General features: G+C 72.8%; 19 protein-coding genes. 10 read left to right on the top strand and 9 right to left on the bottom strand.

The annotated features are described in order from the left end of the window. Positions 1 to 520 precede the first annotated feature (520 nt). Together AB0G13_RS26665 and AB0G13_RS26660 are read left to right on the top strand one after the other, a co-directional pair. Positions 521 to 958 carry an ArsC/Spx/MgsR family protein gene (locus AB0G13_RS26665; RefSeq protein WP_357879635.1) on the top strand — a complete coding sequence of 146 codons (438 nt, stop codon included), beginning with the start codon at positions 521 to 523 and terminating at the stop codon, positions 956 to 958. Between the two features lie 75 nt (positions 959 to 1,033). Continuing rightward, entirely contained in the window at positions 1,034 to 2,707 is a 1,674-nt protein-coding gene (locus AB0G13_RS26660; RefSeq protein ID WP_357879632.1) for a right-handed parallel beta-helix repeat-containing protein, read from the top strand. Positions 2,708 to 2,719: 12 nt separating this feature from the next. On the opposite strand, the gene AB0G13_RS26655 is transcribed toward AB0G13_RS26660, so the two are convergent. Further along, positions 2,720 to 2,902, bottom strand: coding sequence for a hypothetical protein (locus tag AB0G13_RS26655; RefSeq protein WP_357879638.1), 183 nt, complete (start codon positions 2,900 to 2,902; stop codon positions 2,720 to 2,722). Positions 2,903 to 2,921: 19 nt separating this feature from the next. Here AB0G13_RS26655 and AB0G13_RS26650 point away from each other — a divergent pair, with 19 nt between their 5' ends. The 5 genes from AB0G13_RS26650 to pulA all read left to right on the top strand — a co-directional run bounded on the left by AB0G13_RS26650 (position 2,922) and on the right by pulA (position 11,024). Beyond that, positions 2,922 to 3,614 carry a hypothetical protein gene (locus AB0G13_RS26650; RefSeq protein WP_357879629.1) on the top strand — a complete coding sequence of 231 codons (693 nt, stop codon included), beginning with the start codon at positions 2,922 to 2,924 and terminating at the stop codon, positions 3,612 to 3,614. Positions 3,615 to 3,651: 37 nt separating this feature from the next. Then, positions 3,652 to 4,041 carry a hypothetical protein gene (locus AB0G13_RS26645; protein WP_357879626.1) on the top strand — a complete coding sequence of 130 codons (390 nt, stop codon included), beginning with the start codon at positions 3,652 to 3,654 and terminating at the stop codon, positions 4,039 to 4,041. Positions 4,042 to 4,175: 134 nt separating this feature from the next. Further along, positions 4,176 to 4,871 carry a cellulose binding domain-containing protein gene (locus tag AB0G13_RS26640; protein ID WP_357879623.1) on the top strand — a complete coding sequence of 232 codons (696 nt, stop codon included), beginning with the start codon at positions 4,176 to 4,178 and terminating at the stop codon, positions 4,869 to 4,871. Between the two features lie 35 nt (positions 4,872 to 4,906). Continuing rightward, entirely contained in the window at positions 4,907 to 5,395 is a 489-nt protein-coding gene (locus AB0G13_RS26635) for a GNAT family protein (protein WP_357879620.1), read from the top strand. A gap of 136 nt (positions 5,396 to 5,531) precedes the next feature. Beyond that, entirely contained in the window at positions 5,532 to 11,024 is a 5,493-nt protein-coding gene (pulA, locus tag AB0G13_RS26630) for a pullulanase-type alpha-1,6-glucosidase (RefSeq protein WP_357879617.1), read from the top strand. Positions 11,025 to 11,122: 98 nt separating this feature from the next. On the opposite strand, the gene AB0G13_RS26625 is transcribed toward pulA, so the two are convergent. The 3 genes from AB0G13_RS26625 to AB0G13_RS26615 form a co-directional block, all read right to left on the bottom strand. Then, complete coding sequence (locus AB0G13_RS26625) at positions 11,123 to 12,739, bottom strand: right-handed parallel beta-helix repeat-containing protein (RefSeq protein ID WP_357879613.1); 1,617 nt, start codon at positions 12,737 to 12,739, stop codon at positions 11,123 to 11,125. A gap of 422 nt (positions 12,740 to 13,161) precedes the next feature. Then, a complete protein-coding gene (locus AB0G13_RS26620) occupies positions 13,162 to 14,727 on the bottom strand; it encodes a right-handed parallel beta-helix repeat-containing protein (RefSeq protein WP_357879610.1) in 1,566 nt (521 codons plus the stop codon). A 335-nt stretch (positions 14,728 to 15,062) separates the two neighbouring features. Next, entirely contained in the window at positions 15,063 to 16,544 is a 1,482-nt protein-coding gene (locus tag AB0G13_RS26615) for an aminopeptidase P family protein (protein WP_357879607.1), read from the bottom strand. A 227-nt stretch (positions 16,545 to 16,771) separates the two neighbouring features. Here AB0G13_RS26615 and asnB point away from each other — a divergent pair, with 227 nt between their 5' ends. Then, a complete protein-coding gene (gene asnB / locus AB0G13_RS26610) occupies positions 16,772 to 18,733 on the top strand; it encodes an asparagine synthase (glutamine-hydrolyzing) (protein ID WP_357879604.1) in 1,962 nt (653 codons plus the stop codon). A gap of 140 nt (positions 18,734 to 18,873) precedes the next feature. Here the strand turns inward: asnB and AB0G13_RS26605 are convergent, their stop codons facing one another. Both AB0G13_RS26605 and AB0G13_RS26600 read right to left on the bottom strand, forming a co-directional pair. Continuing rightward, on the bottom strand, positions 18,874 to 20,001 hold the full coding sequence (locus tag AB0G13_RS26605) for a lytic polysaccharide monooxygenase (RefSeq protein WP_357879601.1): 1,128 nt from the start codon (positions 19,999 to 20,001) through the stop codon (positions 18,874 to 18,876). Positions 20,002 to 20,276: 275 nt separating this feature from the next. Next, positions 20,277 to 20,651, bottom strand: coding sequence for a nuclear transport factor 2 family protein (locus tag AB0G13_RS26600; RefSeq protein WP_357879598.1), 375 nt, complete (start codon positions 20,649 to 20,651; stop codon positions 20,277 to 20,279). 65 nt (positions 20,652 to 20,716) lie between these two features. On the opposite strand from AB0G13_RS26600, the gene AB0G13_RS26595 reads away from it, so the two are divergent. Further along, entirely contained in the window at positions 20,717 to 21,652 is a 936-nt protein-coding gene (locus tag AB0G13_RS26595; RefSeq protein WP_357879595.1) for a PfkB family carbohydrate kinase, read from the top strand. On the opposite strand, the gene AB0G13_RS26590 is transcribed toward AB0G13_RS26595, so the two are convergent. The 3 genes from AB0G13_RS26590 to AB0G13_RS26580 form a co-directional block, all read right to left on the bottom strand. Further along, entirely contained in the window at positions 21,649 to 22,581 is a 933-nt protein-coding gene (locus AB0G13_RS26590) for a MerR family transcriptional regulator (RefSeq protein WP_357879592.1), read from the bottom strand. The two genes, AB0G13_RS26595 and AB0G13_RS26590, sit on opposite strands and share 4 nt — an antisense overlap. Before the next feature lie 130 nt (positions 22,582 to 22,711). Further along, the gene (locus tag AB0G13_RS26585) at positions 22,712 to 23,539 is read right to left on the bottom strand and encodes an MBL fold metallo-hydrolase (protein WP_357879589.1); all 828 of its coding nucleotides are present in this window, start codon (positions 23,537 to 23,539) and stop codon (positions 22,712 to 22,714) included. Further along, entirely contained in the window at positions 23,539 to 23,940 is a 402-nt protein-coding gene (locus AB0G13_RS26580) for a hotdog domain-containing protein (RefSeq protein WP_357879586.1), read from the bottom strand. The genes AB0G13_RS26585 and AB0G13_RS26580 overlap by 1 nt, the downstream gene beginning before the upstream one ends. Before the next feature lie 100 nt (positions 23,941 to 24,040). Between AB0G13_RS26580 and AB0G13_RS26575 the strand changes: the two genes are divergently transcribed. Then, positions 24,041 to 25,072 (top strand): phosphatase PAP2 family protein, encoded by a 1,032-nt coding sequence (locus tag AB0G13_RS26575; protein WP_357879583.1) that lies wholly within the window; start codon positions 24,041 to 24,043, stop codon positions 25,070 to 25,072. Positions 25,073 to 25,174: the final 102 nt, after the last annotated feature.

The following is a 25,174-nucleotide window of genomic DNA, read 5'->3' as shown; positions in this document are numbered from 1 at the left end:
AGAGCGGTCCTGCGGAAGATGTCGGTACGCATGATGGTCGGCACCTTTCGATCGGGGGTACGCGACACACACCAAGGGGGGCGGGTGCGCCGCGGGAAAGGAAAGGTCGAAAACCAGGTACGCCCTCGACGAGGGGTGGGGCGCGTCCGGGGGATGTAACGACGCGGGCCCGGTCGGCATTCCGACCGTCGTCCGGGCCGCCGAAGGGCCCGGGGGGTCACGCGCTCACGATGGTTACAACGACCCGGGCCCCCGACCCATGCCCGCCGGACCGGTGGCGCCCGCCACCGCAAACCCGACAGACCGGACGGGTTGCCCGAGCAGGTCGCCGAACCCGGACATCACCCCCCAAACCGCGCATCCGCCGGGGCGACCTGTGCGTCGTCGGCCGGGAAGGGCAAGCGCGAGATACGAGCACATCGTGATCAGGACCCCAGGTCGAGGTCGGGCGGACGGCTCGCGGGAGAGTGGGCTGGGCTGCACGGCCGCCGGTGGCGGGACGGCTGCGACCATGAGGGGCATGGAGATCTGGAACAACCCGTCCTGCTCGAAGTGCGCCGCCGCGCGCACCGCCCTCGACGAGGCGGGGGTGGGGTACGCGGTGCGCCCGTACCTGGACCGGCCGCCGAGCGCGGCGGAGCTGACCGAGGTGCTGCGCCGGCTCGACGCGCGCCCCTGGGACGTCTGCCGCACGCAGGAGCCCGCCGCGGTGGCCCTCGGCATGGCCGACTGGCCACGGGACGAGGCGGCCGAGCCGCGCTGGATCGAGGCGATGGTGGCCGCCCCGGAGCTGATCCAGCGGCCCCTGCTGCTGCTCGACGACGGCGGCGCGCTCGTGGGGCGTACCGCCGGGGCGCTGGCGGAGGCGTTGCGCCGCAGTGGCGCGACGGTCGGCACCGACGGGGAGCCCGGCCCCTCGGTGACCGCGTCGTCGGACCAGCCCGCGCCGGCCGGGTAGCGCGTTTCCGCACGGGCGCGGCGGGAAAGCGCCGGTCACCGGCGAACGACCGGACGTCGGAGGAGGAGGGGTCGGATGCCGCACCAGGGCCTGTCCACCGCCGCCCCGAAGCGGCTCACCCCGGTCGCCGGGGCGCCCCTGTGGTGCGACGCGCGGGAGTTCGGACTGCGCGGCGACGGCGTGACGAACGACCAGCCGGCGCTGTCGGCCCTGGTCGACCGCCTCGGCGAGGGCTACGCCGCCGACGGGCGGGCCCGGGTCATCTACTGCCCGCCGGGGATCTACTCGATCCGGGACGCCGGCACGGTCTGGCGCGGCGGGGTGTCGCTGGTCGGCGCGGGGCCGGGGACGACGCGGTTCCTGCTCAGCAACGAGGGAAACCGGGCGGACCCGACCCCGCTGGCTTTCTGGACCACGGTGCAGCACGGCGCGAGCCGCGACCGGTGCATCGCCGACTGCACCTTCGCGGATTTCGAGATCGACGGCTCCGGCGTGGCGATGGTCGAGTACAACTACCTCGCCAAGGGGCTCGGCCTCCAGTACGTCGTGCGCGGCGTCTTCCGCAACCTCTACATCCACCACACCGGGGCCACCGGCCTCGGCTGCGACTTCCTCCAGGACAGCCTGATCGACGGCGTTGTCGTGGTCGGGTGCGGACGGCTGGACAACGGCGAGGAGATGGGCGGCGCGGGCATCGGCGTCGGTATCGGCGGGTGGGGCGACGTGGAGCGCCTCACCATCGCCAACTGCACCGCCGTCGGCAACGGCACCAACGGGATCTTCCTCGAACTGCAGAAGGACTACTGGACGCCGCCGCGCGGCCACCGCATCGTCGGCTGCCACAGCCAGGCGAACCGCTTCGGCATCTCCGACTGGGGCGCCGACGGTCTGATCGTCTCCGCCTGCACCCTGACCGGCAACCTGGAGGCGGGTTTCGACGTCTCCGGCAACGGCACGGCGGGCGTCGCCGGCCGGGGCGGCATCCTCAGCGACTGCGTCATCGACCGCAACGTCCGCGACGGGATCAGTATGGGCAACACGCCCGGCCCGTACACGGTGCGCGGGAACCGGATCAGCGCCAACGGGGCGTACGGCTACCACGAGCACGACCTGGGGCGCGGCTACCGGGGCGCGGCGGCGGACGTGGTCGTCGACGGCAACGAGTTCTGGGACAACGGCCTGGACGCGATCCGGATCGACCGGCCGATGACCGACGCGATCGTGGTGAACAACCGGATCCGCAACAACGGCCGGCGGTGCGCCCCGGCCACCACCGGCCGGGGCGATTCGGTGCGCTACCACCACCGGTCCGTCACCGACCTGGCGGCGCACTGGCCGCACGACGGGCACCGGGGCAAGGCGGTGCGGGTCGGGTCACGGATGGCGGTCGTGGTGTCCAACACCGCCACCGACCTCGCCCTCGCCGAGGTGCGGGCGGATTCCCCGACCGGCTGGAACGAGGACACGCCGCCGCCCGGCGCGTCGTACGAACTGCCGGCGGCCCCGCCGATCCGGGCCGGCATCACCGTCAACGCGCCGTTCGACTCGGCCACTGTGCGCGGCAACCGGATCTGGGACCACCGCGACGAGCAGACCCAGACCTACGGGCTCTGGATCACCCCGGCCGGCAGCTGCGTCTCCTGCCGGATCGAGGACAACGACCTCGCCGGCAACGCGGCCGGGGCGGTCCGGCTCGACACGCCGCCCGTCGGCGGGCGCTGGGACCGCAACCACCACGACGTCGACTGACGCCGGCGGCGCTCAGCGCGCGTCGTCGGCGGGCGTCGTCGCCTCCGCGTGCCGGTCGCGCAGCCGGGCCCGGATCTCCTCCGGGGTGTACGCCCGGCGCCGCCGTTCCGCGCGGGCGATGACCACGCCCGACGCCGCGACGCCGGCGAGTCCGGCCAGCCCGAGCACCTTCCACCACCGCATCCGTTGCCGCATCGGCCTAGGGTAGACCCCCATGAGCATCAGCCTGGACGAGGCCGTGGATCTGACCCGTACCGGCGACGTGTGGGTGTTCCGGGGCCGCAGCGTGCCCGACCGGGCCATCCAGTTGACTACCAACAGCCCGGTCAACCACGTCGGCATGGCGGTCGTGCTGGACGACATGCCACCCCTGATGTGGCACGCCGAGCTGGGCAGGTCGCTGCCCGACATGTGGACGGGCACCCACCAGCGCGGCGTGCAGCTGCACGACCTGCGCGACGCGGTCTGCGTCTGGGCCAACCGGTACGGCCAGCGGGCCTGGCTGCGCCAGCTCGACCCGCCGGTCGACGCGGAGATGGAGAAGGCGGTGCTGCAGACCGTCGCCCGCCTGGACGGCACCCCGTTCCCGTCCACCGCCCAGCTCGCCTGGCGCTGGCTGCGGGGCCGGGTCCCGGCGGTGCGGGTGCCGGCCCTGCGCGGCCGCGACGGGGACCACCCCCGCACTCCGGCGCCCGGCCGCGCCGGGGCCGCCGTGCGCGACCGTGCACTGGAGACGGCGTACTGCGCGGAGGTGGTGGCGGTGACCTACGAGGCGATGGGGCTGCTGCCGGCCGGGCGGCGTCCCAACTGGTACGACCCGGGCCGGTTCTGGAGCGGCGACGACCTCGGTCTCGCGGGCGGCGCCCGGCTCGGGTCCGAGATCGAGGTGCGCATCCCGCCGCGCTGAGGTTTGGCCCACCGTCCGGCCGGCAATTGCTGTCCCCGTGAGAGCCTCCACCGATCTGGACACGCTGACCGACTTCTTCGACCGGTACGGCGTGGCGCTGACCACCGGCGACGTGCCCGCCATCGCCGGCTGTTACGCCCTGCCGGGGATGGTGGTGGCCGACACGTACAGCTTCTCGTTCACCTCGCCGGCGGCGGTGGCACTGTCCTTCGTGGGCGCCGCCCCCGACTACCAGGAGCGCGAGCTGGTCGCGGCGCACGCGGCCATCGAGGACGTCCAGCCGATGTCGGCGCTGCTGACCATGGTGACCGTGGAGTGGGAGTTCCTGGACAGCCACGGCCGGGCGGTCCCCGGCGAGCGCTACCGCTACCTGCTGCGCGCCACCGACGACGGTCCGGTCATCTGCACCGTCCTGCGGACCGCCTGAGCGCCGGCCGGACCCCGCACGCCCTCCGGCGGCGGCGACTGTGCCCGCGCGGCAGCGTACGCGGCGCGCCCGGATGGTCGCACCTTGTTGCCACGGACGGCTACGCTGCCCCGGACGACCGCGGGAGGAGGGGCATGTCCGGCACGCGCCGAACATTGAGCAAGTCCTACGGCACGACCGCCATCGCGTCCTCGCCGTGGATCGTGGTCTCCGTCGGCGTCGTGGTGATGGTGGTCCTGCTGGCCGTCGCGCTCGGCACCTACCGGGGGCGCGGCCCCGCGTTCGACGCGCAGCCCGGCCCGCCGCTGCCGACCGTCGGCCTGGCCGAGCCAGTGCCGTCGGCGACCAGCCCGACGGCGACGCGGTCGCCGCGGGCGACGGCCGCGCCGTCCGGCCGTGCCACCGCCCGGCCCACCCCGACACGGTCCACGCCCGACCGCAGCAGCGGCCCGCCGTCCCCGACCCCCAGCGGGAGCGACGACGCGGCGCTGGTCGCGCCGCCACCATCGCCGTCCGCGTCCCCGCTGGCCGGCCGCTACCGGGTCGTGGAGTCGTACGCCGACGGGTTCGTCGGGGAGGTGCTGGTCAGCAACACGTCGTCGGCCGGCCGGGACTGGACGGCGCGGCTGACCTTCCCGGGAGCGCGGCTGGGCAGCGCGTGGATCGAGGGCGCGCCACAGGGGACGGCGCGGCGGATCGACGACGGCTTCACCTACCACAGCGGCGACGACCTGCCCGCCGGCGCGTCGGCCACGCTGCGGTTCTACGTCGAGGGCACGCAGAGCCGCCCGACGAGCTGCACGGTCGACGGCGGCGCCTGCCGCCTCTGATCGACGCCACGCCGTCGGTCACCTAGGGTGCCGCCATGGCGCTCACCCTCCGCCCGCTCGCGCTCGACGACACCGACGCCGTGCACGACTGGGCGCGTCTGCCCGAGTCGTGCCGCTACCAGGCGTGGGGGCCCAACACCTACGAGCAGACGCAGGCGTACGTGTGGGCCGCCGTGGCGGCGCCACCGGACCGGATGGTGTTCGGGGTGCTCGTCGACGGCGAGGTCGTGGGCAGCGCCGAGCTGAAGCTGCACGGCCCGAGCACCGGCGAGATCGCGTACGCGGTCCATCCACGGCGGTGGGGGCAGGGCACAGCCACGGCCGCGGCGCGGGAACTGTTGCGACTGGGCTTCGGCCGGCACGGGCGCCATCGCATCTTCGCCACGTGCGACCCGCGCAACCTCGCCTCGGCGGCGGTGCTGCGCAGAATCGGTATGCGGTACGAGGGCCGGATGCGCGGCACCGCCCTCATCCGCGACGGCTGGCGCGACTCGGACCTGTACGCCGTCCTCGCCGACGACTGAACCCCGGGCCCAGGCTCGCCGCGGGGAGCCGCCTTTGCAAGCGGGCTGCCGTGTTGCGACCTTGTTTGCAAGGTATTGCAGAACGTTTCGGCAAGAGCTAGCGTGCGGGCCAGTCAGCGACCAGAGAAAGGCGTCGATGAAACCCCCGCCGATACCGCGCAAGGCCCTGCTGGCCCTCGTCTCCCTGCTCACCCTCACCCTCGTCGGCACCCCGCTGGCGGTGCGCCAGCTCGGCGCCGACGCCCCCGACGGCACCGGCCCGCTGGTCACCACCGGCGCCGCGCAGTGGCGCACCGAGCCCTCGGCGGAGGCGCTGCTCTCCGCCGGAAGCCGCCAGGCCCGCGCCGAGCAGTTCTACTTCGTCCTGCCGGACCGGTTCGCCAACGGCGACCGGCGCAACGACACCGGCGGCCTCACCGGGGACCGCCTCTCCACCGGCCTCGACCCGGAGGACAAGGGCTTCTACCACGGCGGCGACCTCAAGGGCGTCATGGACCGGCTCGACTACATCGAGGGGCTCGGCACGACGGCCATCTGGCTCGCCCCCATCTTCAAGAACCGGCCCGTGCAGGGCACCGGGGCCGACGTCTCCGCCGGCTACCACGGCTACTGGATCACCGACTTCACCCAGGTCGACCCGCACTTCGGCACCAACGAGGACCTCAAGCGCCTGGTCACGCTCGCCCACCGGCGGGGGATCAAGGTCTATCTCGACGTCATCGTCAACCACACCGCCGACGTCATCAAGTACGCCGAGGACCGGCGCACCTACGTGGACAAGGCGACCTCCCCCTACACCGACGCGCAGGGGCGCCGCTTCGAGGACCGCAACTACGCCGACGGCAGCCGGGGCTTCCCGAAGGTGGACACGACGTCGTTCCCGTACACCCCGACGTTCGCGACCCCGGCCGACGCGAAGGTCAAGGTCCCGGCCTGGCTGAACGACCCGACGATGTACCACAACCGGGGCGACTCCACCTTCGCCGGGGAGAACAGCGAGTACGGCGACTTCTTCGGGCTCGACGACCTGTGGACGGAGCGCCCCGAGGTGGTGCGGGGCCTGACCAAGGTCTACTCCGACTGGGTGGCGTCCACCGGCGTCGACGGCTTCCGCCTGGACACCGTCAAGCACGCCAACCTTGACTTCTGGCCGCAGTTCAGCCAGGGCATCGAGCGCGCCGCGGACCGCGCGGGCAAGAAGGACTTCTTCATGTTCGGCGAGGTCTACAGCGCCGACCCGGAGATCACCTCGACCTACGTGCGGCGTGGCGGCCTGCCGGCCACCCTCGACTTCGCCTTCCAGGAGGCGGCGCGCGGCTACACCGCCGGCGACGGCTCCGCGAAGGCGCTCGCCGACGTGTACGCCCGCGACGACCTCTACCGCGCCCGGGACACCGACGCGAGCCGGCTGACCACCTTCCTCGGCAACCACGACATGGGCCGGATCGGCTCGTTCATCGCCGGCGGCGGCACCGACCCGGCCACCCACCTGCGCCGCGACCGGCTCGCCCACGAGCTGATGTTCCTCACCCGGGGCCAGCCGGTGGTCTACTCCGGCGACGAGCAGGGCTTCACCGGCCCGGGCGGCGACAAGGACGCCCGGCAGGACATGTTCGCCTCCCGCACGCCCGACTACCTCGACGACGACCTGCTCGGCACCGACCGTACGCACGCCAGCGCCCAGTTCGACCGCAGCCACCCGCTCTACCGGGCCATCGCCGAGCTGGGCGCGTTGCGCCAGGCGCACCCGGCGCTGCGCGACGGCGTGCAGGTCGGCAGGTACGCCGCCGACGGCCCCGGCGTCTTCGCGTTCTCCCGGATCGACCCGAAGCAGCGCACCGAGTACGTCGTGGCGGTGAACAACGCCGCGACCGCGCAGACTGTCACCGTGGACACGTGGTCGGCCGGTGCCACCTTCACCGGCGTGTACGGCGGATCGGCCGCCCCGGTCGCCGGCGCGGACGGCAAGCTCACGCTGACCGTGCCGCCGCTGTCGGCCGTGGTGCACCGCGCCGGCACGCCGATCGCGCTGCCCGACGCCGCGCCCCGGATCACGATCACCACCCCGGCGCCCGGCGAGCCCGTCGCCACGAAGGCCGCCGTCACCGCCCAGGTCACCGGCGACCCGCTGGCCACCGTCACCGTCGCCGCCCGCGTGGCCGGCGGCAGGTGGACGCTGCTCGGCAGCGCCGACCGGGCCCCGTACACGGTGCACCACGACCTGACCGGGCTGGCCGGCGGCACGAAGGTCGAGTACAAGGCCGTCGTCCGCGACGGGAAGGGCCGCACCGCGAGCACCCGGTCCACCGCGACCGTGGGCACCCCGGCGCAGTCCGCCTCCCGCGACTGGGCCGTGGTGCACTACCAGCGCCCCGCCGGCGGCTACGACGACTGGAGCCTCTACGCCTGGGGCGACATCGACCCCGCGTACGCCACCGAGTGGCCCAAGGGACAGCCGTTCGCCGGCGAGGACTCCTACGGCCGGTTCGCCTGGGTGAAGCTCAAGCCGGGCGCGAAGTCGGTCGGCTTCCTGGTGGTCGACAAGGCCGGAAACAAGGACGTCGGACAGGATCGGACGATCGACGTGACGCAGACCGGCGAGGTGTGGGTCAAGCAGGGCGACCCGGCGACCTATCCGAGCCGGCAGGCCGCCACCGGCGAACCCGACCCACCGGTCTCCGACGGCACCGCCGTCATCCACTACCGCCGCGCCGACGGCAACTACGACGGCTGGGGCCTGCACCTGTGGGACGGCGCGGCCAACCCGACGGACTGGGCCACCCCGCTCGCCCCGGCCCGCGTCGACGCCTACGGCGCGGTCTTCCAGGTGCCGCTGGCCGCCGGGGCGACCGGGCTGAGCTACATCATTCACAAGGGGGACGAGAAGGACCTGCCGACCGACCAGCGGCTCGACTTCGCCAGCGCCGGCCGCGAGGTGTGGCTGCTCGCCGGCACGCCCGGTCGGCTGCTGCCCTCCACCGCGTCCGCCACCGGCCGGGACGTCGACATCACGAAGCAGAAGGCGCACTGGATCGACCGCTCCACCGTCGCCTGGCAGACCGGACCCACCGACGGCAGGACGTACGCCCTCGTCGCCGCCCCGGCCGGCGGGGTGACCGTCGCCGACGGCGACCTCGCCGGGACGTACACGACGCTGCCGTTGACCGCGCAGCGCAACGGGCTCACCGACGCCCAGCGCGCGGCCTTCCCGCACCTGTGGGCGCACCGCGGCTTCACGCTCGACCGGCGTGACCTGGCGAAGGTCCCGACGGCCCTGCGCGGGCAGCTCCTGGTGACCGAGCGGGACGCCGCGGGTACCCTGCTCGCCGCCACCGGCGTGCAGATCCCCGGCGTGCTCGACGACGTCTACGCCCGGGCCACCGACGCGAGGCTCGGGCCGACCTTCGCCGGCGGGGTGCCGACGCTCGCGGTCTGGGCTCCGACGGCGCGGCGGGTGTCGTTGCAGCTCTTCGACTCGCCGACCGCGACGCCGAGGACGGTGACGATGCGCCGGGACGACCGCACCGGCGTCTGGTCGGTGCGCGGCGCCCGCGACTGGACCGGCAGGTACTACCGGTACCAGGTCGAGGCGTGGCAGCCGGCGGTGCAGAAGGTGGTCGCCGCCGCCGTGACCGACCCGTACTCGCTGGCCCTCGCGCCCGACTCCACGCACAGCCAGATCGTGGACCTCGCCGACCCGGCGCTCGCGCCGGCCGGTTGGGCGTCGCTGCGCAAGCCGGCGGCGGTGCCGTCGACGAAGGTGCAGATCTCCGAGCTCTCCGTGCGGGACTTCTCGATCGCCGACAGCACGGTGCCGGCCGAGCGGCGGGGCACCTACCTCGCCTTCACCGACCCGGGCACCGCCGGCATGCGGCACCTGAGGGCGCTCGGCGACGCCGGGGTGACCCACCTGCACCTGCTGCCCGCGTTCGACTTCGCCACGATCCCCGAGCGACGCGCCGACCAGCGGCAGCCGGCCTGCGACCTGGCCGCGCTGCCGCCGGACTCGGAGCAGCAGCAGAAGTGCGTCGCGGCCGTGGCGGACACCGACGGCTACAACTGGGGGTATGACCCGCTGCACTACACCGTGCCGGAGGGCGGCTACGCCGTCGACCCGGTCGGGGCGCGGCGCACCACCGAGTTCCGGCAGATGGTGGCCGGCGTCAACGGCGCCGGGCTGCGCGTGGTGATGGACGTCGTCTACAACCACACCTCGGCGGCGGGCGCCGACCCGAAGTCGGTGCTCGACCAGATCGTGCCCGGCTACTACCACCGGTTGCTCGACGACGGCAGCGTCGCCAACTCGACCTGCTGCGCCAACACCGCCCCCGAGCACGCCATGATGGGCAAGCTCGTGGTGGACTCGCTGGTCACCTGGGCCCGCGCGTACAAGGTGGACGGTTTCCGCTTCGACCTGATGGGCCACCACCCGAAGGCGAACATCCTGGCCGTACGCGAGGCGCTCGACGCGCTGACCGTCGCCCGCGACGGCGTGGACGGGAAGAAGATCCTGCTCTACGGCGAGGGCTGGAACTTCGGCGAGGTCGCCGACGACGCCCGGTTCGTGCAGGCCACCCAGGCCAACATGGCCGGCACCGGGATCGGCACCTTCAACGACCGGCTCCGCGACGCGGTGCGCGGTGGCGGGCCGTTCGACGCCAACCCCCGGGTGCAGGGCTTCGCCTCCGGCCTGTTCACCGACCCCAACGGCGACGCCGTGAACGGGTCCACGGCCGAGCAGCGGGCCCGCCTGCTGCACCAGCACGACCTGATCAAGGTGGGGCTCACCGGCAACCTGCGCGGGTACCGGTTCACGGACTCGTCGGGCCGGCAGGTGACCGGAGCGCAGGTCGACTACAACGGCTCGCCCGCCGGCTACACCGCCGCGCCGGGGGAGGCGGTCACCTACGTCGACGCGCACGACAACGAGATCCTGTACGACGCGCTGGCGTACAAGCTGCCGCAGGAGACCCCGGCGGCGGACCGGGCCCGGATGCAGGTGCTGGCGCTGAGCACGGTGGTGATGGGGCAGGGGCCCGGGTTCGTCACCACCGGCACCGAGCGGCTGCGCTCGAAGTCGCTGGACCGCAACTCGTACAACTCCGGCGACTGGTTCAACCAGATCCGCTGGGACTGCGCCCAGGGCAACGGCTTCGGCGCCGGCCTGCCGCCCGAGCAGGACAACCGGGACAAGTGGCCGTACGCCAAGCCCCTGCTGGCCGACCCGGCGCTGGTGCCGGGCTGCGCGGCGATCAACCTGGCCGACGCCCGCTACGCCGAGCTGCTGAAGATCCGGGGCTCCTCGCCGGTCTTCGGGCTGACCACGGCGGAGCAGGTGCAGAAGCGGGTCGCCTTCCCGCTCTCCGGCGCGGGGGAGACCCCCGGCGTGCTCACCATGACGCTGGACGGCCGAGGCCTCGACGGGCGGTGGAAGTCGGTGACGGTGGTCTTCAACGCCACCGCCGAGACGGCCCAGCAGCGGCTGACCGGGCTGCGCGGGGCGGACGTCGCGCTGCACCCGGTGCTGCGGACCTCGGCCGACGAGACGCTGCGTACGGCCTCGTTCGACCGGGCCAGCGGCACGTTCACCGTGCCGGCCCGCAGCGTGGCGGTCTTCGTCCAGCAGTAGGTGTCACACGTGTCCGGCCCCCTCCCGCCGAGCGGAAGGGGGCCGGACCGTCCTCTGCGTCAGCCGACGCCGTTGCGGCCGATGTCGCGTGACTGTCGTCAGTTGGCGCAGCCGGGGACGTTGGTGCAGTTGCGGGGTTCGTTCTTCTTGATGATGGTCTTGTTGTCGAGGTTGACGGTGGCGTTGTTGGCGTTGAAGATGCCGCCCGCGCCGGCGGTTTCGGCGGCGAAGTTGCCGACGATCTTGCTGTTGCGGATGGTGAGGACGGCGTTGTTGTCGTTGTAGATGGCGCCGCCCTGTTCGGCGTGGTTGCCCTTGAACTCGCTGTCGTAGAGGTTCAGGGTGTCGCCGTTGAAGAGGCCGCCGCCGTTGTCGCCGGCGGTGTTGTCGGCGAAGAGGGTGTGCTTGATGGTGGCGATGTTGACGCTGTCGTGGAAGACGCCGCCGCCGTCGTCGGTGGCCTTGTTTCCGGCGATGATGACGTATTCCAGCAGCATGGTGGAGTCGCCGTCGTTGTGGATGCCGCCGCCGTTGTCGCAGGCGGTGTTGTGGGCGATCTTGGTGCGGGTGACGGTGAGGCGGGCGTCGTCGTCGCTGTGGATGCCGCCGCCGTCGTTGCTGGCCTTGTTGTTGGTGATCTGGCTGTAGGCGATGGTGGTGATGCCGTCGTCGCGGTTGGCGATGCCGCCGCCGTCGCCGCCGCTGTTGCCGGTGCCGGTGGCGGTGTTGTTGTCGATGCGGGAGTCGTGGACGGTCAGTTCGCCTTCGTTGTAGATGGCGCCGCCGTTGCCGCCGTTCTCGCCGTTGCCGCGGGCGTGGTTGTCGGCGAGGGTGCTGTCGTGGATCTCGACCTCGCCGAGGTTGTAGATGGCGCCGCCGTTGCCGCCGTTGCCGGTGCCGGTGGCGCGGTTGTCGACCAGCTTGGTGTGCTTGAGGGTGGCCTCGCCGCCCTCCTGCACGAGCAGGGCGCCGCCGTTGGCGCGGCTGGGCAGCTGCGGTGGGGCGGTCACCTGGCCGCCCTTGAGGGTGAGGTCCTTCAGGGTCAGTTCACCGCCGGAGGCGACCTCGAAGAACCGGAACAACTCGCTGCCGTCGTGGAAGAACGTCGAGTTGTTGCCCAGGATCGTGATCCGCTGGTCGATGACGGGGAAGGCGTTGTTGGCGGTCTGCTCGGTGAACTTGTAGGTGCAGTCCTTGGCCAGCTTGAACGCTCCGCCGTTGTCCTCGTTGGCCCTGTTCACCGCCTCGACCAGTACGTCGGTGTCACACGGCAGTTCCTTGGCGTCCCTGCCGTCCCGACCGTCCCGGCCGTCCTTGCCGTCCCGACCGTCCTTGCCGTCGCGGCCGTCCTTGTCCTTCTTGCCCTGCCAGTCCTTGCCGTCCTTGCCCTGCCAGTCCTTGTCCTGCCAGTCGTCCTGGCCACCGCGGGCGTCCTGGCCCTCCTGGCCGCCGCGGGCGTCCTGGCCCTCCTGGCCCTTGCCGGTCTCGCCCGCACGGTCGTCGCGACCGGCGGCGTCGTCCCTGGCGACCTGCTCGGCCGTGGACCACTTCAGGTCGGCGAGCCGGTCGACCCCGACGGCGCCCGCGCTGCTCGCGGCGGTGACGCCGGCGAGGCTGACCACGCCGGTCAACCCGGCGACGCCGGTGGCGAGCCACAGCTTGCGCCGGCTCTTCGGCGCGGTGTTCTCGGCGTTCTTGCGAAGGTAGTTGGACATCGGAGCTCTCTGCTCTCTCCTCGTACCAGACAGGGCGGCTCCGCCACCGCGGGCTGCCCTGGCTACAAATCGGTTGTAGCTACTGAGGCCCACCGTATGAGAATCTTTTTCTCTTCACGGCCATATGCGAAATGAACCCACGTTAGGGGTAACACGGGCCAAGGGGGGATGGTCCGGACGGCGAGGAGTGCGGCCCCGCAGTCGTGCCGAACTGACGGCTTGCGCCACGTGTCGCCTCAACCGGTCCGGAAACCCGCCACGGGGCGACACCGTGCCAGCGGCGTGTCGCCTCAACCGGTCCGGAAACCCGCCGCGGGCCGACACCGTGCCAACAGCCTCCGGGGCGGGATCGTCCCGGCACCCGCACGGAAGGGATCCCTTCCCTCGTGCCGGGGGAAGGGATCCCTTCGTTATGTGGTGGTTCAGTTGGCGCAGCCGGGGACGTTGGTGCAGTTGCGGGGTTCGTTCTTCTTGATGATGGTCTTGTTGTCGAGGTTGACGGTGGCGTTGTTGGCGTTGAAGATGCCGCCCGCGCCGGCGGTTTCGGCGGCGAAGTTGCCGACGATCTTGCTGTTGCGGATGGTGAGGACGGCGTTGTTGTCGTTGTAGATGGCGCCGCCCTGTTCGGCGTGGTTGCCCTTGAACTCGCTGTCGTAGAGGTTCAGGGTGTCGCCGTTGAAGAGGCCGCCGCCGTTGTCGCCGGCGGTGTTGTCGGCGAAGAGGGTGTGCTTGATGGTGGCGATGTTGTCGCTGTCGTGGAAGACGCCGCCGCCGTCGTCGGTGGCCTTGTTTCCGGCGATGATGACGTATTCCAGCAGCATGGTGGAGTCGCCGTCGTTGTGGATGCCGCCGCCGTTGTCGCAGGCGGTGTTGTGGGCGATCTTGGTGCGGGTGACGGTGAGGCGGGCGTCGTCGTCGCTGTGGATGCCGCCGCCGTCGTTGCTGGCCTTGTTGTTGGTGATCTGGCTGTAGGCGATGGTGGTGATGCCGTCGTCGCGGTTGGCGATGCCGCCGCCGTCGCCGCCGCTGTTGCCGGTGCCGGTGGCGGTGTTGTTGTCGATGCGGGAGTCGTGGACGGTCAGTTCGCCTTCGTTGTAGATGGCGCCGCCGTTGCCGCCGTTCTCGCCGTTGCCGCGGGCGTGGTTGTCGGCGAGGGTGCTGTCGTGGATCTCGACCTCGCCGAGGTTGTAGATGGCGCCGCCGTTGCCGCCGTTGCCGGTGCCGGTGGCGCGGTTGTCGACCAGCTTGGTGTGCTTGAGGGTGGCCTCGCCGCCCTCCTGCACGAGCAGGGCGCCGCCGTTGGCGCGGCTGGGCAGCTGCGGTGGGGCGGTCACCTGGCCGCCCTTGAGGGTGAGGTCCTTCAGGGTCAGTTCACCGCCGGAGGCGACCTCGAAGAACCGGAACAACTCGCTGCCGTCGTGGAAGAACGTCGAGTTGTTGCCCAGGATCGTGATCCGCTGGTCGATGACGGGGAAGGCGTTGTTGGCGGTCTGCTCGGTGAACTTGTAGGTGCAGTCCTTGGCCAGCTTGAACGCTCCGCCGTTGTCCTCGTTGGCCCTGTTCACCGCCTCGACCAGTACGTCGGTGTCACACGGCAGTTCCTTGGCGTCCCTGCCGTCCCGACCGTCCCGGCCGTCCTTGCCGTCCCGACCGTCCTTGCCGTCGCGGCCGTCCTTGTCCTTCTTGCCCTGCCAGTCCTTGCCGTCCTTGCCCTGCCAGTCCTTGTCCTGCCAGTCGTCCTGGCCACCGCGGGCGTCCTGGCCGCCGTTCTTGTCGTCTTTCTCGCCGGGGCCCGGGTCGGCCGTGTCGGCGTCGCTGACGTGCTGCTTCGGGGCTGACGACTGGGCGTCCGAGAGCCGGTCCGCGCCGCCGGACTTGTCGTCGCGAGCGGCCAGGCCGCCCAGTGCCGCCAGACCGACCACGCCGGTCAGTCCGGCGACGCCCGCAGCCACCCAGAGTTTGCGCCGCCCTCGGGTCGGTGCGCCCATGGGGGCGCCACCGTCGGGAGTCGTTACGTCATTGGACATCAGAGCCTTCCGCCCTTTCCTGCTGCCAGACGGGGCCGCACCACCCGAAGCGGCGCGACCAGCTACAAATGGGTTTGCAGCCTCTGATAGCCACCGTATGAGAAGGTTCCTCGCGAGAGGCGCGAATCCGAGAAAACCCCGCATTCCCCTCACATGGGGTGCGAGGCGTCAACCCGGCGGGTCCGGGCAGGAAGGGTGTGAGCGGCGCTGACGCCGACGGGCCCCGCCGCCGGTCGCGTCGACGTCGAACGTCGTGACCGGCGGCGGGGCCCGTCGGGTGGTCGTACCCCCTCAGATCAGCCCGGCAGGCGCGGACCGGCCTCACGCTGCTCGGCCAGCCAGGTCTCCACCTCGTCGGCGGCCCGCGGCAGCCCGGCGGAGAGGTTCACCGCGCCGGTCGCGGTGACCAGGATGTCGTCCTCGATCCGGATGCCGATCCCGCGCAGCTCCTCGGGGACCAGCTCGTCCTCCGGCTGGAAGTAGAGCCCGGGCTCGACGGTGAGCACGTAGCCCTCGCCCAGCGTGCCGTCCCGGTACTTCTCCTTGCGGGCGTTCGCGCAGTCGTGCACGTCGATGCCGAGCATGTGGCTGGTGCCGTGCAGCGTCCAGCGCCGGTAGACCGTCGACTCCCCGTCCATCGCCTCGTCGACGCTCACCGGCAACAGGCCCAGGTCGGACAGCGCCTGGGCGAGCACCCGCATCGCGGTGAGGTGGACCTCCCGGAACGCCACGCCGGGTCGGATGGCGTCGATGCCGGCCTGCTGCGCGGCGTGGACGGCCTCGTAGACCTGGCGCTGGAGCGGGGTGAAGCGGCCGTCGACCGGCAGCACCCGCGTGACGTCGGCGGTGTAGAGGTTGCGGTTCTCCACGCCCATGTCCATCAGCAGCAGCTCGCCCGGCCGGGTGGTGCCGTGGTTGTGCACCCAGTGCAGGATCGTGGCGTGCTCGCCCGCGCCGACGATCGAGCCGTAGCCGACGTCGTTGCCGTCGTGCCGGGCGCGCAGCGCGAAGATCCCCTCCAGCAGGCGCTCCGACACGCCCCGGTCCGCCGGCAGGGCCCGGGCCACGTCCTCGAACCCCCGCACGGTCGCGTCGACCGCCTCTTGGAGCTGGGCGATCTCCCACTCGTCCTTGACGAGCTTCAGTTCCGAGATGGCGATCGCCAGCTCCCGGTCGCGGGCCGGCTGGCCCCCGGCGCGGTGACCGTCGTACGGGCGCACGGCCGCGTCCACCCGCGCGTCGAAGCCACGCAGCACCCGGGTACGCCCCGGCGCCAGGTCGGCCAGCGTCGCGTCCAGCTCGGTCAGGTCCGCCGTGGGCAGGCCCAGCTCGGTCGACTTCTCGGCCAGGGTGTGCCGCCGGCCGACCCACAGCTCGCCGTGCCGGCTGCGGAAGAACTCGTCGGTCAGCCGCGACGACCGGGGCCGCATGTACAGCGTGGCGTCGTGGCCCGACCCGTTCGGCCGCAGGACGAGCACGCCGTCCGGGTCGTGGTCGCCGGTCAGGTAGGCGAAGTCGCTGCCCGGCCGGAACGGGTGGTCGGTGTCGTTGGCGCGTACCTTCTCGCCGCCGGTCGGGATCACCAGGGTCTCGCCCGGGAAGGCCGCCGAGAGCGCGGCCCGGCGCTTGGCGTGGTTCGGCACCTCGGGCCGCGGGCCGACCGGCAGGGTGGTGTCCCGCCAGCCCTGCCGCATGAACGCCAGGAACGCCTCGGGGAAGTCCGGGTCGTGCGACTCGGTGCCGTCCGCCGGTCTGCTGTCGGTACGTCCCTCGGTCATGCCTGCTCCCTCCGCGTCGTTGCAGGTCAGACGGTACCGCGCGCCGTCGGGGCCCGACCGGGCCGGGACCGCCGGGACCGCCGTGGGCGACGGATGCCGCCCGCCCGCGGCGCCCGCCGCCCCCCGCCGGCTCCCGACGCGGGCCGGGCCGGCCACGGAGCGTCGCGGTGGGGGAGAGCCCAGCGGTGCCGCGACGCCCGCTCGGGCCGCGTGGAAAGATGACCACCATGTGCGGACTCCTGGCCTTCTTCAGCGCGCGCGGCGACGCCGCCGCCCACCGCGACAACATCGCCGGGGCGTTGGAATGCCTGCACCACCGCGGACCGGACGAAACCGGTGTCGAGGTGGTCGGCGACGCCTCCGGCCGGTACGCGGACGGGGTGTTCGCGCACAAGCGGCTGGCGATCATCGACGTGGCCTCCAGCCAAGAGCCCCTGTCCTACGCGAACGGGCGCTACCTGCTCACCTTCAACGGCGAGATCTACAACTACATCGAGCTGCGCGAGGAGCTGATCCGGACCTTCGGCGCGCAGTTCGCCACCGCCGGTGACGGCGAGGTGATCGTCGCCGGCTACCACTTCTGGGGCGAGCAGGTACTCACCCGGCTGCGCGGCATGTTCGCCTTCGTCATCTGGGACCGCCAGGAGCGCCGCGCGTTCGGCGGCCGGGACTACTTCGGCATCAAGCCGCTGCACTACCTGGAGACCGCCGACGGCCTCTACCTGGCCTCGGAGAAGAAGGCGCTGCTGCCCTTCGCGCACTCCTACTACCAGGGCGACGCCGGCATCGACACGGCCAACCTGAGCCACTACCTGACGCTGCAGTACGTGCCCGAGCCCGGCACCCTGCACAAGGGCATCAGCCGGATCGGCTCCGGCGAGTACCTGACCTGGGCCCCGGGCGGGCGGATCGACGTGCGCCGGTGGTACCGGCCGGTGTTCCGCCCGACCCCGGTCAACGACGAGCAGCGGCTCTACCACGAGATCCGGGAGACGCTGCGGGAGAGCGTCCGGATGCACATGCGCTCCGACGTGCCGGTCGGCTCGTTCCTCTCCAGCGGCATCGACTCGACCGCCGTGGTGGCGCTGGCCCGGGAGTTCAACCCGAACATCCTCACCTTCACCGTCGGCTACGACGTCCCGGGCTACTCGGAGATCGACGTCGCCCAGGACTCGGCCCGGCATCTCGGCGTCACCACCATCCCGACCAAGATCGGGCCGTACGACATGATCGAGGCGCTGCCGAAGATCATCTGGCACCTGGACGACCCGGTGGCCGACCCGGCCCTGGTGCCCCTCTACTTCGTGGCCAAGAAGGCCGCCGAGCACGTCACCGTGGTGCTCTCCGGCGAGGGCGCCGACGAGTTCTTCGGCGGCTACACGATCTACCGCGAGCCGCTGTCGTTGAGCTCGGTCAACGGGCTGCCGGACGGGGTGCAGAAGGGGCTGCGGGCGGTCTCCAAGGCCATTCCGCAGGGGGTGAAGGGCAAGAGCTTCCTGGAGCGCGGCACCACCCCGATCGAGCAGCGCTACTACGGCAACGCCCGGATGTTCACCGAGGAGGAGAAGCAGCACCTGCTGCGCCGCTACGACCCCTCGGTCCGCTACACCGACGTCACCGCGCCCATCTACGCCGAGTGCACGGAGCTCGACGACGTCACCAAGATGCAGTACGTCGACCTCTACACCTGGCTGCGCGGCGACATCCTGGTCAAGGCCGACCGGATCTCGATGGCCCACTCGCTCGAGGTGCGGGTGCCCTTCCTGGACCGGGCGGTCTTCGACGTGGCGTCGAGGATCCCGGTGGACCTCAAGCTCCCGCCGCGCTCCGACGCCACCAAGTACGCGATGCGTCAGGCGCTCCAGGGCGTGGTGCCGCCGGCCATCGTCAACCGCAAGAAGCTGGGCTTCCCGACCCCCACCCGGGTCTGGCTGCGCGGCGAGATGTACGAGTGGGCCCGGCACGTGCTCTCCACCTCCGGCGCCGGCGACCTGCTCGACCTGTCGTACGCGATGCGGCTGCTGGAGGAGCACAAGCGGGAGGAGGCCGACCACTCCCGCAAGGTGTGGACGGTCCTGATCTTCTGCATCTGGCACGCCATCTTCGTCGCCAAGACCCTCGACCCGGGCATCCAGCGCAACCAGTCCGCCCTGCTCACCAAGCCCGTGGTCGGCTCCATGGTCCGCTGACCCCGGCCACCCCCGCCCGGGCCTCGGGCCGGGCCGGCGGCCACGCTGTCGATCAAGAGGTTTGCGTCTCCGGAAGCGTTCCCGGAGGACGCAAACCTCTTGATCATTTCAGGGGGGCCGGGGCCGGGGTGGGCGGCGGGTCAGCGGCCGGAGCAGGTGACCGTGGGCAGGGTGTTGGTGCCGTTGGTGGTGGCGACGAAGCCGAAGGTCGTGGTGCCCTCCGGGGCGATCGTGCCGTTGTACGACGCGTTGGTCACGGTGACCGAGGAGCCGGAGCCGCTCAGCGTGCCGCTCCACAGGCTGTTGATGGTCTGCCCGCTGGGCCAGGTCCAGTTGGCCGTCCACCCCGACCAGGTCGACGCGCTGTGGTTCATGATCATGACCTCGCCCTGGAAGCCGCCGTTCCAGGAGCCGACCACCTTGTAGACCGCCATGCAGTCACCGCCGTGCGGCGGCGGCGTGGTCGGGTTCGGCGGGGGAGTCGTCGGGTTCGGCGGCGGGGTGCTCGGGTTGGGCGGCGGGGTCGTCGGGTTGGACGTGGGCGGGGGCAGCGTGCCGCCCGGGCCGACGCCGGTCACCTCGCCGTTGCCGCCGTCGAAGGTGACGTCCGAGCAGCCGAAGAAGTTCTCCTGGCTGTCGGAGCGGATCCACCGGGAGTAGATGAGGTGCCGGCCGCTCTTGTTGGTGGGCAGGTTGCCGCTGAAGTAGTAGTGCCCGTCGTTGGTGCCGCTCGAGCCGCGCTGCGGCGGGTTGGTCACCGTCAGGAACGGCTCCTCCAGGTCGCTCCAGGCCAGCGGCCGGTCCGGGCTCCAGCTGTCCTTCGTGACGTAGAAGTAGAACGTGCCCGGGTGGTGGGCCCAGTTGCTGTAGCGGAACTCCATCCGGGCCCCGGCCGTCAGGTGGGTCAGCGGCCAGTCGGTGCGGGCCAGGTCGTAGCCGGCGAAGCCCGGGTTGCCGCCGCTGCACAGCTTGCCGTCCGGGATGAAGCCGACGGTCCGGCCGCCGGCGTCGGAGCGCAGCACGCTGAACCAGTTGTAGAGCGAGTTGGCCCCGCTCTGGGCCACGGCGGCGGAGCAGGCGGGATTGTTCGGCTTGATCTCGCCGGTGCTGGTGAGGCCGTCCTTCCAGCAGAGGTAGGTGCGGCTGCCGGGGGCCATCGGGGTGCCGTGCGCGGCGGCGGGGTCGGGCCCCGCCGTCAGGGCGACGGCGCCCACGAGAAGGGTCGCGGCCGCGGTGAGCAACGCGGCCGTACGCGATCGGTGGGACACGGGTTCTCCTCACTCGCGGGACGCAGGCGCCCCACGGGCAACGCGCGGGGATGGCAGCACCGGCCGCCCCGCTGGAACGTGGATACGACGGTCGCGGCGGACGTGCCCCGGCGTGGATGGCCGGCGTACGTGCGCCGTCGGCGGCCCGACTCGCGGGCCGCTGCCCTCGCGTGGATGTGAACCCGGCGCCGGCGGCGCGGCAGCCCCCGCACCTCCCGGCAAGCGCCATCCCACCACGCGACGCCGACGTCGCGCAATAGCCGTTGCTCGATGTGTCAGTAGCGCTCGGCGAGGTGCTCGCGGCCGGGCGGCGGCGCGTAGGGCTCCGGCCAGAACTCGGTGACCTCGCGGACGAGACCGGCCTCGTCGAGGTCGAAGAAACTGGTGGCCGCGAGCTGCGCGCCCTGGTGGGCGCAGGTGATCCAGGTGGCGGCGTGCCGGCCCGAGGCGACCGCCCGCGTCACCGTCAGGTGCCAGCCGTCGGGGTACTCCCGGTTGAACCGCACGACCGCGGACCGGCCGGTGATCCGCTCCCGGGTCTGCGGCAGGTGGTAGACCACGTCGTCGGCGAGCAGCCGGCCGAAGGCATCCCAGTCCCGCGCCTCGCACGCCGACCAGTAGGCCAATACGGTGGCTTCAGCGCTCGTCATGGCGCGTACTGTGCCAGCCTGGTGCGACAAGATCGGTCGGCGCGCGGGGTGGACGGAGGACCGGAATGGGATACGCGGTGGTGCTCGGCGAGGCGCTGCTCGACCTGCTCGACACCGAGCGCGACGGCGAGCCGGTCTACCGGCAGGCCGTCGGCGGCGGGCCGCTGAACGTGGCGGTCGCCGTCGCCCGGCTCGGCGGCGCGGTGCAGTTCGTCGGGTCGCTCGGCGACGACGTCCTGGCCGGGCGGATCCGCGACTTCCTGACCCGGGCGGGCGTCGGCCTGGCCGGGGCGGTCACCGTCCCCGCCCCGACCGCGCTGGCGGTGGCCACCTTCGCCGGCCCGGAACCCGACTTCCGGTTCTACGGCGAGCCGCCCTCCTACGGCCTGCTCGGCCCCGACGACCTCGACGCCGGGCTGGTCGCCGGCGCCGACGTCGTCTACTGCGGGTCGATCGTGCTGCTCCACCCGCCGGTGCTGGCCGCCGCGCGCCGGGCCTGGGGGCTCGCCTCCGGGCTGCGGGTCTTCGACCCGAACGTCCGCCCGCGGCTGCTCGACGGCCCGGCCGCCCTCGCCGGGCTGCGCGAGGTGGTGGCCGAGTTCGCCGCCGGCGCCCACCTCGTCAAGCTGAGCGCCGCCGACGCGAAGCTGCTCTATCCCGGCGAACCGGAGGAGGGCGTGGCGGCGTACCTGCGGGAACTCGGCGCCGGCACCGTGGTGCTCACCCTCGGCGCCGCCGGCGCGGTGCTCGCCGCCGCCGGTGCCGATCCGGTACGCGTACCCGCGCCGAAGGTCGACGCGGTGGACGCCACCGGCGCCGGCGACTCGGTGATGGGCGCGCTCGTCGCGGACCTGCTGGTCGACGGCGCGCCCACCGACCCGGCGGCCTGGCCCGAGCGGGTGGCGTTCGCGCTGCGGGTCGCCGGCCTGGTCTGCGAGTCGCCCGGCGGCGCGACCGCCATGCCCACCCGCGCCGAGGTCCTCGCCCGCTTCGCCCACTAGGCCGGCGTGCGGGCCCGCAGGGCCCGGACGGACCAGTCGAGCGTCGGCGCCAGGCTGTCGGGTGCCGGCCAGCCGTTGACCACGGACAGCAGGCGCAGATAACGCTCCCTGCGTGGATCGCTCGCGGATTCCAGCCGGGCCAACAGCCGGCGCCGGAGGTCGACGTCGTCGGGGCGACCGCAGAGGTCCGCGTACCCGGCCATGACGGTGGCGACGACCGGGTCGGCCTGGGGCGAGGCCGGATCGACGCCAGCGCGCCGGACCGGCTCGGTCTGGTCACGGACCATCGCGACGGCGTCGCGGCGTACGCCCTCGATGCGGTTGGCGCGGTCGGCCGCGTGCTGCTCGGCCACCCGTCGCATGCTCGCCCGGAAGTCCTGGTCCCGGGACAGCTCGGCCAGCTCCACCCAGGCTGCGACCTGCTCGGCGTCGGCGTCGTCGGGCAGTTCGGGAGTCAGCGAGCGCATGATCCCGGGGAACCCGGGGTCGTCGAGCCCGCCGAAGGCCGCGTCGAGGAACTCGCCGACCAGAAGATGCCGTTGGTGCTCGGAAAGTCTCGCGAGCCGGTGCATGAGATCCATCTCCTCGGGGTCGGAACCGCGCCGGGCCACCGCCGTCCACACCGCGCGCCGCAGGCGCAGCGTCCGGATCTGCGCCCCCAGCGCCTCGGCATGCACTGCGGCGACCTCGGTGAGGGATATCTCCCGGTCCACGATCCTGCGGATGGTGGCGAGGTCGAGCCCCAGCTCGCGCAGCGTCCGTACCAGGTCCAGACGTGCGACGGCGTCGGCGCCGTAGCGGCGGTGGCCGGTCGGGCCACGGTCGGTCGGCGGCACGATGCCCCGGTCGGAGTAGAACCGGATGGTCTTGACCGTCAGGCCGGTACGTCGGGCCAGCTCCCCGATCGAGTAGAGCGTGTCGCCGTTCATGCCCTCACCCTTGCGCCTCCCCCTGGTGGAGCCGCAAGGGGCGGCCGTCCCGTCGGCCGGTCAGCCGTACGCCGTGGACCCGGCGTCGACGTGGCCCGCACCGGGTCATAGCCGACCCACCCGTCCTTCGTCAGACGGTGCCGTCGAGTTCGGCGTAGCCGCGGCGGGCGGCGTGCAGGGCGGGGCGGGCGCCGAAGGGCGCCTCGGCGGCGACCCGCTCGGGCGGCGCGCCGCCCGCGTGCCCGGCGCGGATGAGCCGGGCCAGCTCGACGAGCTGGGCGTGCTGCGCGCGGACGAACCCGGCGTCCACCGGCTCGCCGTGCCCCGGCACGACCACGGTGGCCGGGGTGGTCGTCCGCAGCAGCTCCGCCACCGTGTCGGGCCACTGCAACGGGTACGACTCCTCGAAGGCGGGCGGGCCGCTCTGTTCCACCAGGTCCCCCGCGACCAGCACGTCGGCGTCCGGCACGTGCACCACCAGGTCGCCGGCGGTGTGCCCCCGGCCGGGGTGGCGCAGCACCACCCGCCGGCCGCCCACGTCGAGCACGGTCTCGCCGTGCACGGTGTGCGTCGGCGCGAGCAGCGCGGTGGCGGCCACCTCCCCGGCCAGCGCGGGATGCTCGTCGCGCAGCTCCGCGTACGCCTCCCGGCGCAGCCGGTCCGGCTCGCGCATCGCCTCGGCGGCGATCTCGTGCGCGTACACCGGGCGGGGCGGGTCGGCGGCGAGGGTCGCGTTGCCGAAGCAGTGGTCGAAGTGGTGGTGGGTGTTCACCAGCGTCCACGGGGCGGTGGTGACCGCCCGGGCGGCGTCCGCCAGCGCGGCGGCCTGCCCGGCGGTGGAGAGCGTGTCGACGACCAGCGCGGCCCCATCGCCGACGACGAGGGTGACGTTGACGTGCAGCAAGGGTTCGCGCAGCACGTGCACCCGGTCGGCGACCTCCACGAAGCGGGCGGCCACTACGACCGCGCGGCGCGTTCCACGAAGCGCTGCCGGTCGACCAGCACCCGCTCCACCCGGCCCTCGGCGACCGTCTCGTCGCCGTCGCTGACGCTCACCTCGAAGTGCAGCCGCCGCCCCTCGATGGCGGTCAGCCGCGCCTGCGCCACCACCGTCCGCCCCACCGGGGTGGCCGCGAGGTGGTCGAGTTCGACCCGGGTGCCGACGGTCGTCGAACCGCCGGGCATCCGGGAGGCGGTGGCCGCCACCGTGGCCGCCTCGGCGAGGGCGAGCACCCGGGGCGTGCCCAGGACGGGCACGTCCCCGGAGCCGACCGCCTGGGCGGTGTCGGTGTCGGTGACGGTCAGCTCCACCCGGGCGCTCAGGCCCGGGGTCAGCGCGGACTCCGGCTGCTCCTGCATGGCCAGAGCCTAGACGAGGCGGCGCCGGGCGGCGGGCCGCCCGCGAGGGACCGGTGGTCGGCGTCGGTCGATGCCGTGCGCGCCGTTAACCTTGACCGCGATGTCTGTCGCGACCGACCCCCAGCCCCCCGCCCGGACCGAGCCGCCCGCCTCGCCCGACGGCGGGCGTCGCCGTGTGGCCGCGATGACGGTGTGGGGGGTCGCCTTCGTCGCCGGCTGGCTCGGCATCGGCCTGCCGACCGACCCGGCGTACGCGTTCCTGTGGATCTGGGCGGCGACGATCGCCTGGAACAGCAGCCGGCCGTGGCGCAGCCATCTGCGCTTCGCGCGGGACTGGGTGCCGGTGGTGCTGCTGCTCGCCGTCTACAACCTCTCCCGGGGCTTCGCCGACAACGGCGCCACCCCGCACGCGTACGAGCTGATCGTCGCCGACCGGGTGATGTTCGGCTGGGCCACCGGCGGGCAGGTGCCGACGACCTGGCTCCAGGAGCACCTCTACCGGCCCGAGGTGCACTGGTGGGACGTCGCCGTCAGCTGGGTCTACTTCTCCCACTTCGTGGTGGCGCTGGCCGCCGCGGCGGTGCTCTGGCTGCGCGACCGGAGGCGGTGGGCGGCCTTCATGCGCCGCTGGGGCTTCCTCTGCGCCACCGGCCTGATCACCTACTTCCTCTACCCGGCCGCCCCGCCCTGGTGGGCGGCGCAGAACGGGCTGCTGGAGGAGGTCGCCCGGATCTCCACGCGCGGGTGGAAGGCGTTCGGCATGCACGGCGCCGGCAACCTGCTCAACGCCGGGCAGATCGCCTCCAACCCGGTGGCCGCGATGCCCTCGCTGCACACCGCGTTCGCGCTGTTCGTGGTGCTGTTCTTCCTGCGGCAGACCCGCCGCCGCTGGTGGCCGCTGCTGCTGGCGTACCCGCTGGCGATGACGTTCACCCTGGTCTACTCGGGCGAGCACTACGTCATCGACGTGCTGGTCGGCTGGGCGTACGTCGGGATGACCTTCCTCGCGGTCGGCCTGGCGGAGCGCTGGTGGGCGGCCCGCAAGGCCCGCCGGGCTCCGGCGGAGCCCGACCCCGCGCCGACCGACCCGCCGGCGTCGGCCGAGCCGCCGCCGGTGACCGCGGCCCGCTGACCGCTCCGGGCGGGGTCAGCCCGCCCGGCGGGCGGCGTGCGCGCGGGCCGTCAGCTCCGCCGCCAGGGCCCACGCCTCGGCGAGGTCCCGGTCCCGGGCGGC

The sequence above is a fragment of the Micromonospora sp. NPDC023633 genome (assembly GCF_040640035.1).
GTDB lineage: Bacteria > Actinomycetota > Actinomycetes > Mycobacteriales > Micromonosporaceae > Micromonospora.
Note: the sequence above shows the minus strand (reverse complement) of the source record. Positions and strands in the feature narration are given on the sequence as shown.

Coding starts and splice junctions, on each gene's coding strand:
- AB0G13_RS26665 (WP_357879635.1), top strand. CDS start 521: ATGGAGATCTGGAACAACCCGTCCTGCTCGAAGTGCGCCGCCGCGCGC.
- AB0G13_RS26660 (WP_357879632.1), top strand. CDS start 1,034: ATGCCGCACCAGGGCCTGTCCACCGCCGCCCCGAAGCGGCTCACCCCG.
- AB0G13_RS26655 (WP_357879638.1), bottom strand. CDS start 2,902: ATGCGGCAACGGATGCGGTGGTGGAAGGTGCTCGGGCTGGCCGGACTC.
- AB0G13_RS26650 (WP_357879629.1), top strand. CDS start 2,922: ATGAGCATCAGCCTGGACGAGGCCGTGGATCTGACCCGTACCGGCGAC.
- AB0G13_RS26640 (WP_357879623.1), top strand. CDS start 4,176: ATGTCCGGCACGCGCCGAACATTGAGCAAGTCCTACGGCACGACCGCC.
- AB0G13_RS26635 (WP_357879620.1), top strand. CDS start 4,907: ATGGCGCTCACCCTCCGCCCGCTCGCGCTCGACGACACCGACGCCGTG.
- pulA (WP_357879617.1), top strand. CDS start 5,532: ATGAAACCCCCGCCGATACCGCGCAAGGCCCTGCTGGCCCTCGTCTCC.
- AB0G13_RS26625 (WP_357879613.1), bottom strand. CDS start 12,739: ATGTCCAACTACCTTCGCAAGAACGCCGAGAACACCGCGCCGAAGAGC.
- AB0G13_RS26620 (WP_357879610.1), bottom strand. CDS start 14,727: ATGGGCGCACCGACCCGAGGGCGGCGCAAACTCTGGGTGGCTGCGGGC.
- AB0G13_RS26615 (WP_357879607.1), bottom strand. CDS start 16,544: ATGACCGAGGGACGTACCGACAGCAGACCGGCGGACGGCACCGAGTCG.
- asnB (WP_357879604.1), top strand. CDS start 16,772: ATGTGCGGACTCCTGGCCTTCTTCAGCGCGCGCGGCGACGCCGCCGCC.
- AB0G13_RS26600 (WP_357879598.1), bottom strand. CDS start 20,651: ATGACGAGCGCTGAAGCCACCGTATTGGCCTACTGGTCGGCGTGCGAG.
- AB0G13_RS26595 (WP_357879595.1), top strand. CDS start 20,717: ATGGGATACGCGGTGGTGCTCGGCGAGGCGCTGCTCGACCTGCTCGAC.
- AB0G13_RS26590 (WP_357879592.1), bottom strand. CDS start 22,581: ATGAACGGCGACACGCTCTACTCGATCGGGGAGCTGGCCCGACGTACC.
- AB0G13_RS26580 (WP_357879586.1), bottom strand. CDS start 23,940: ATGCAGGAGCAGCCGGAGTCCGCGCTGACCCCGGGCCTGAGCGCCCGG.
- AB0G13_RS26575 (WP_357879583.1), top strand. CDS start 24,041: ATGTCTGTCGCGACCGACCCCCAGCCCCCCGCCCGGACCGAGCCGCCC.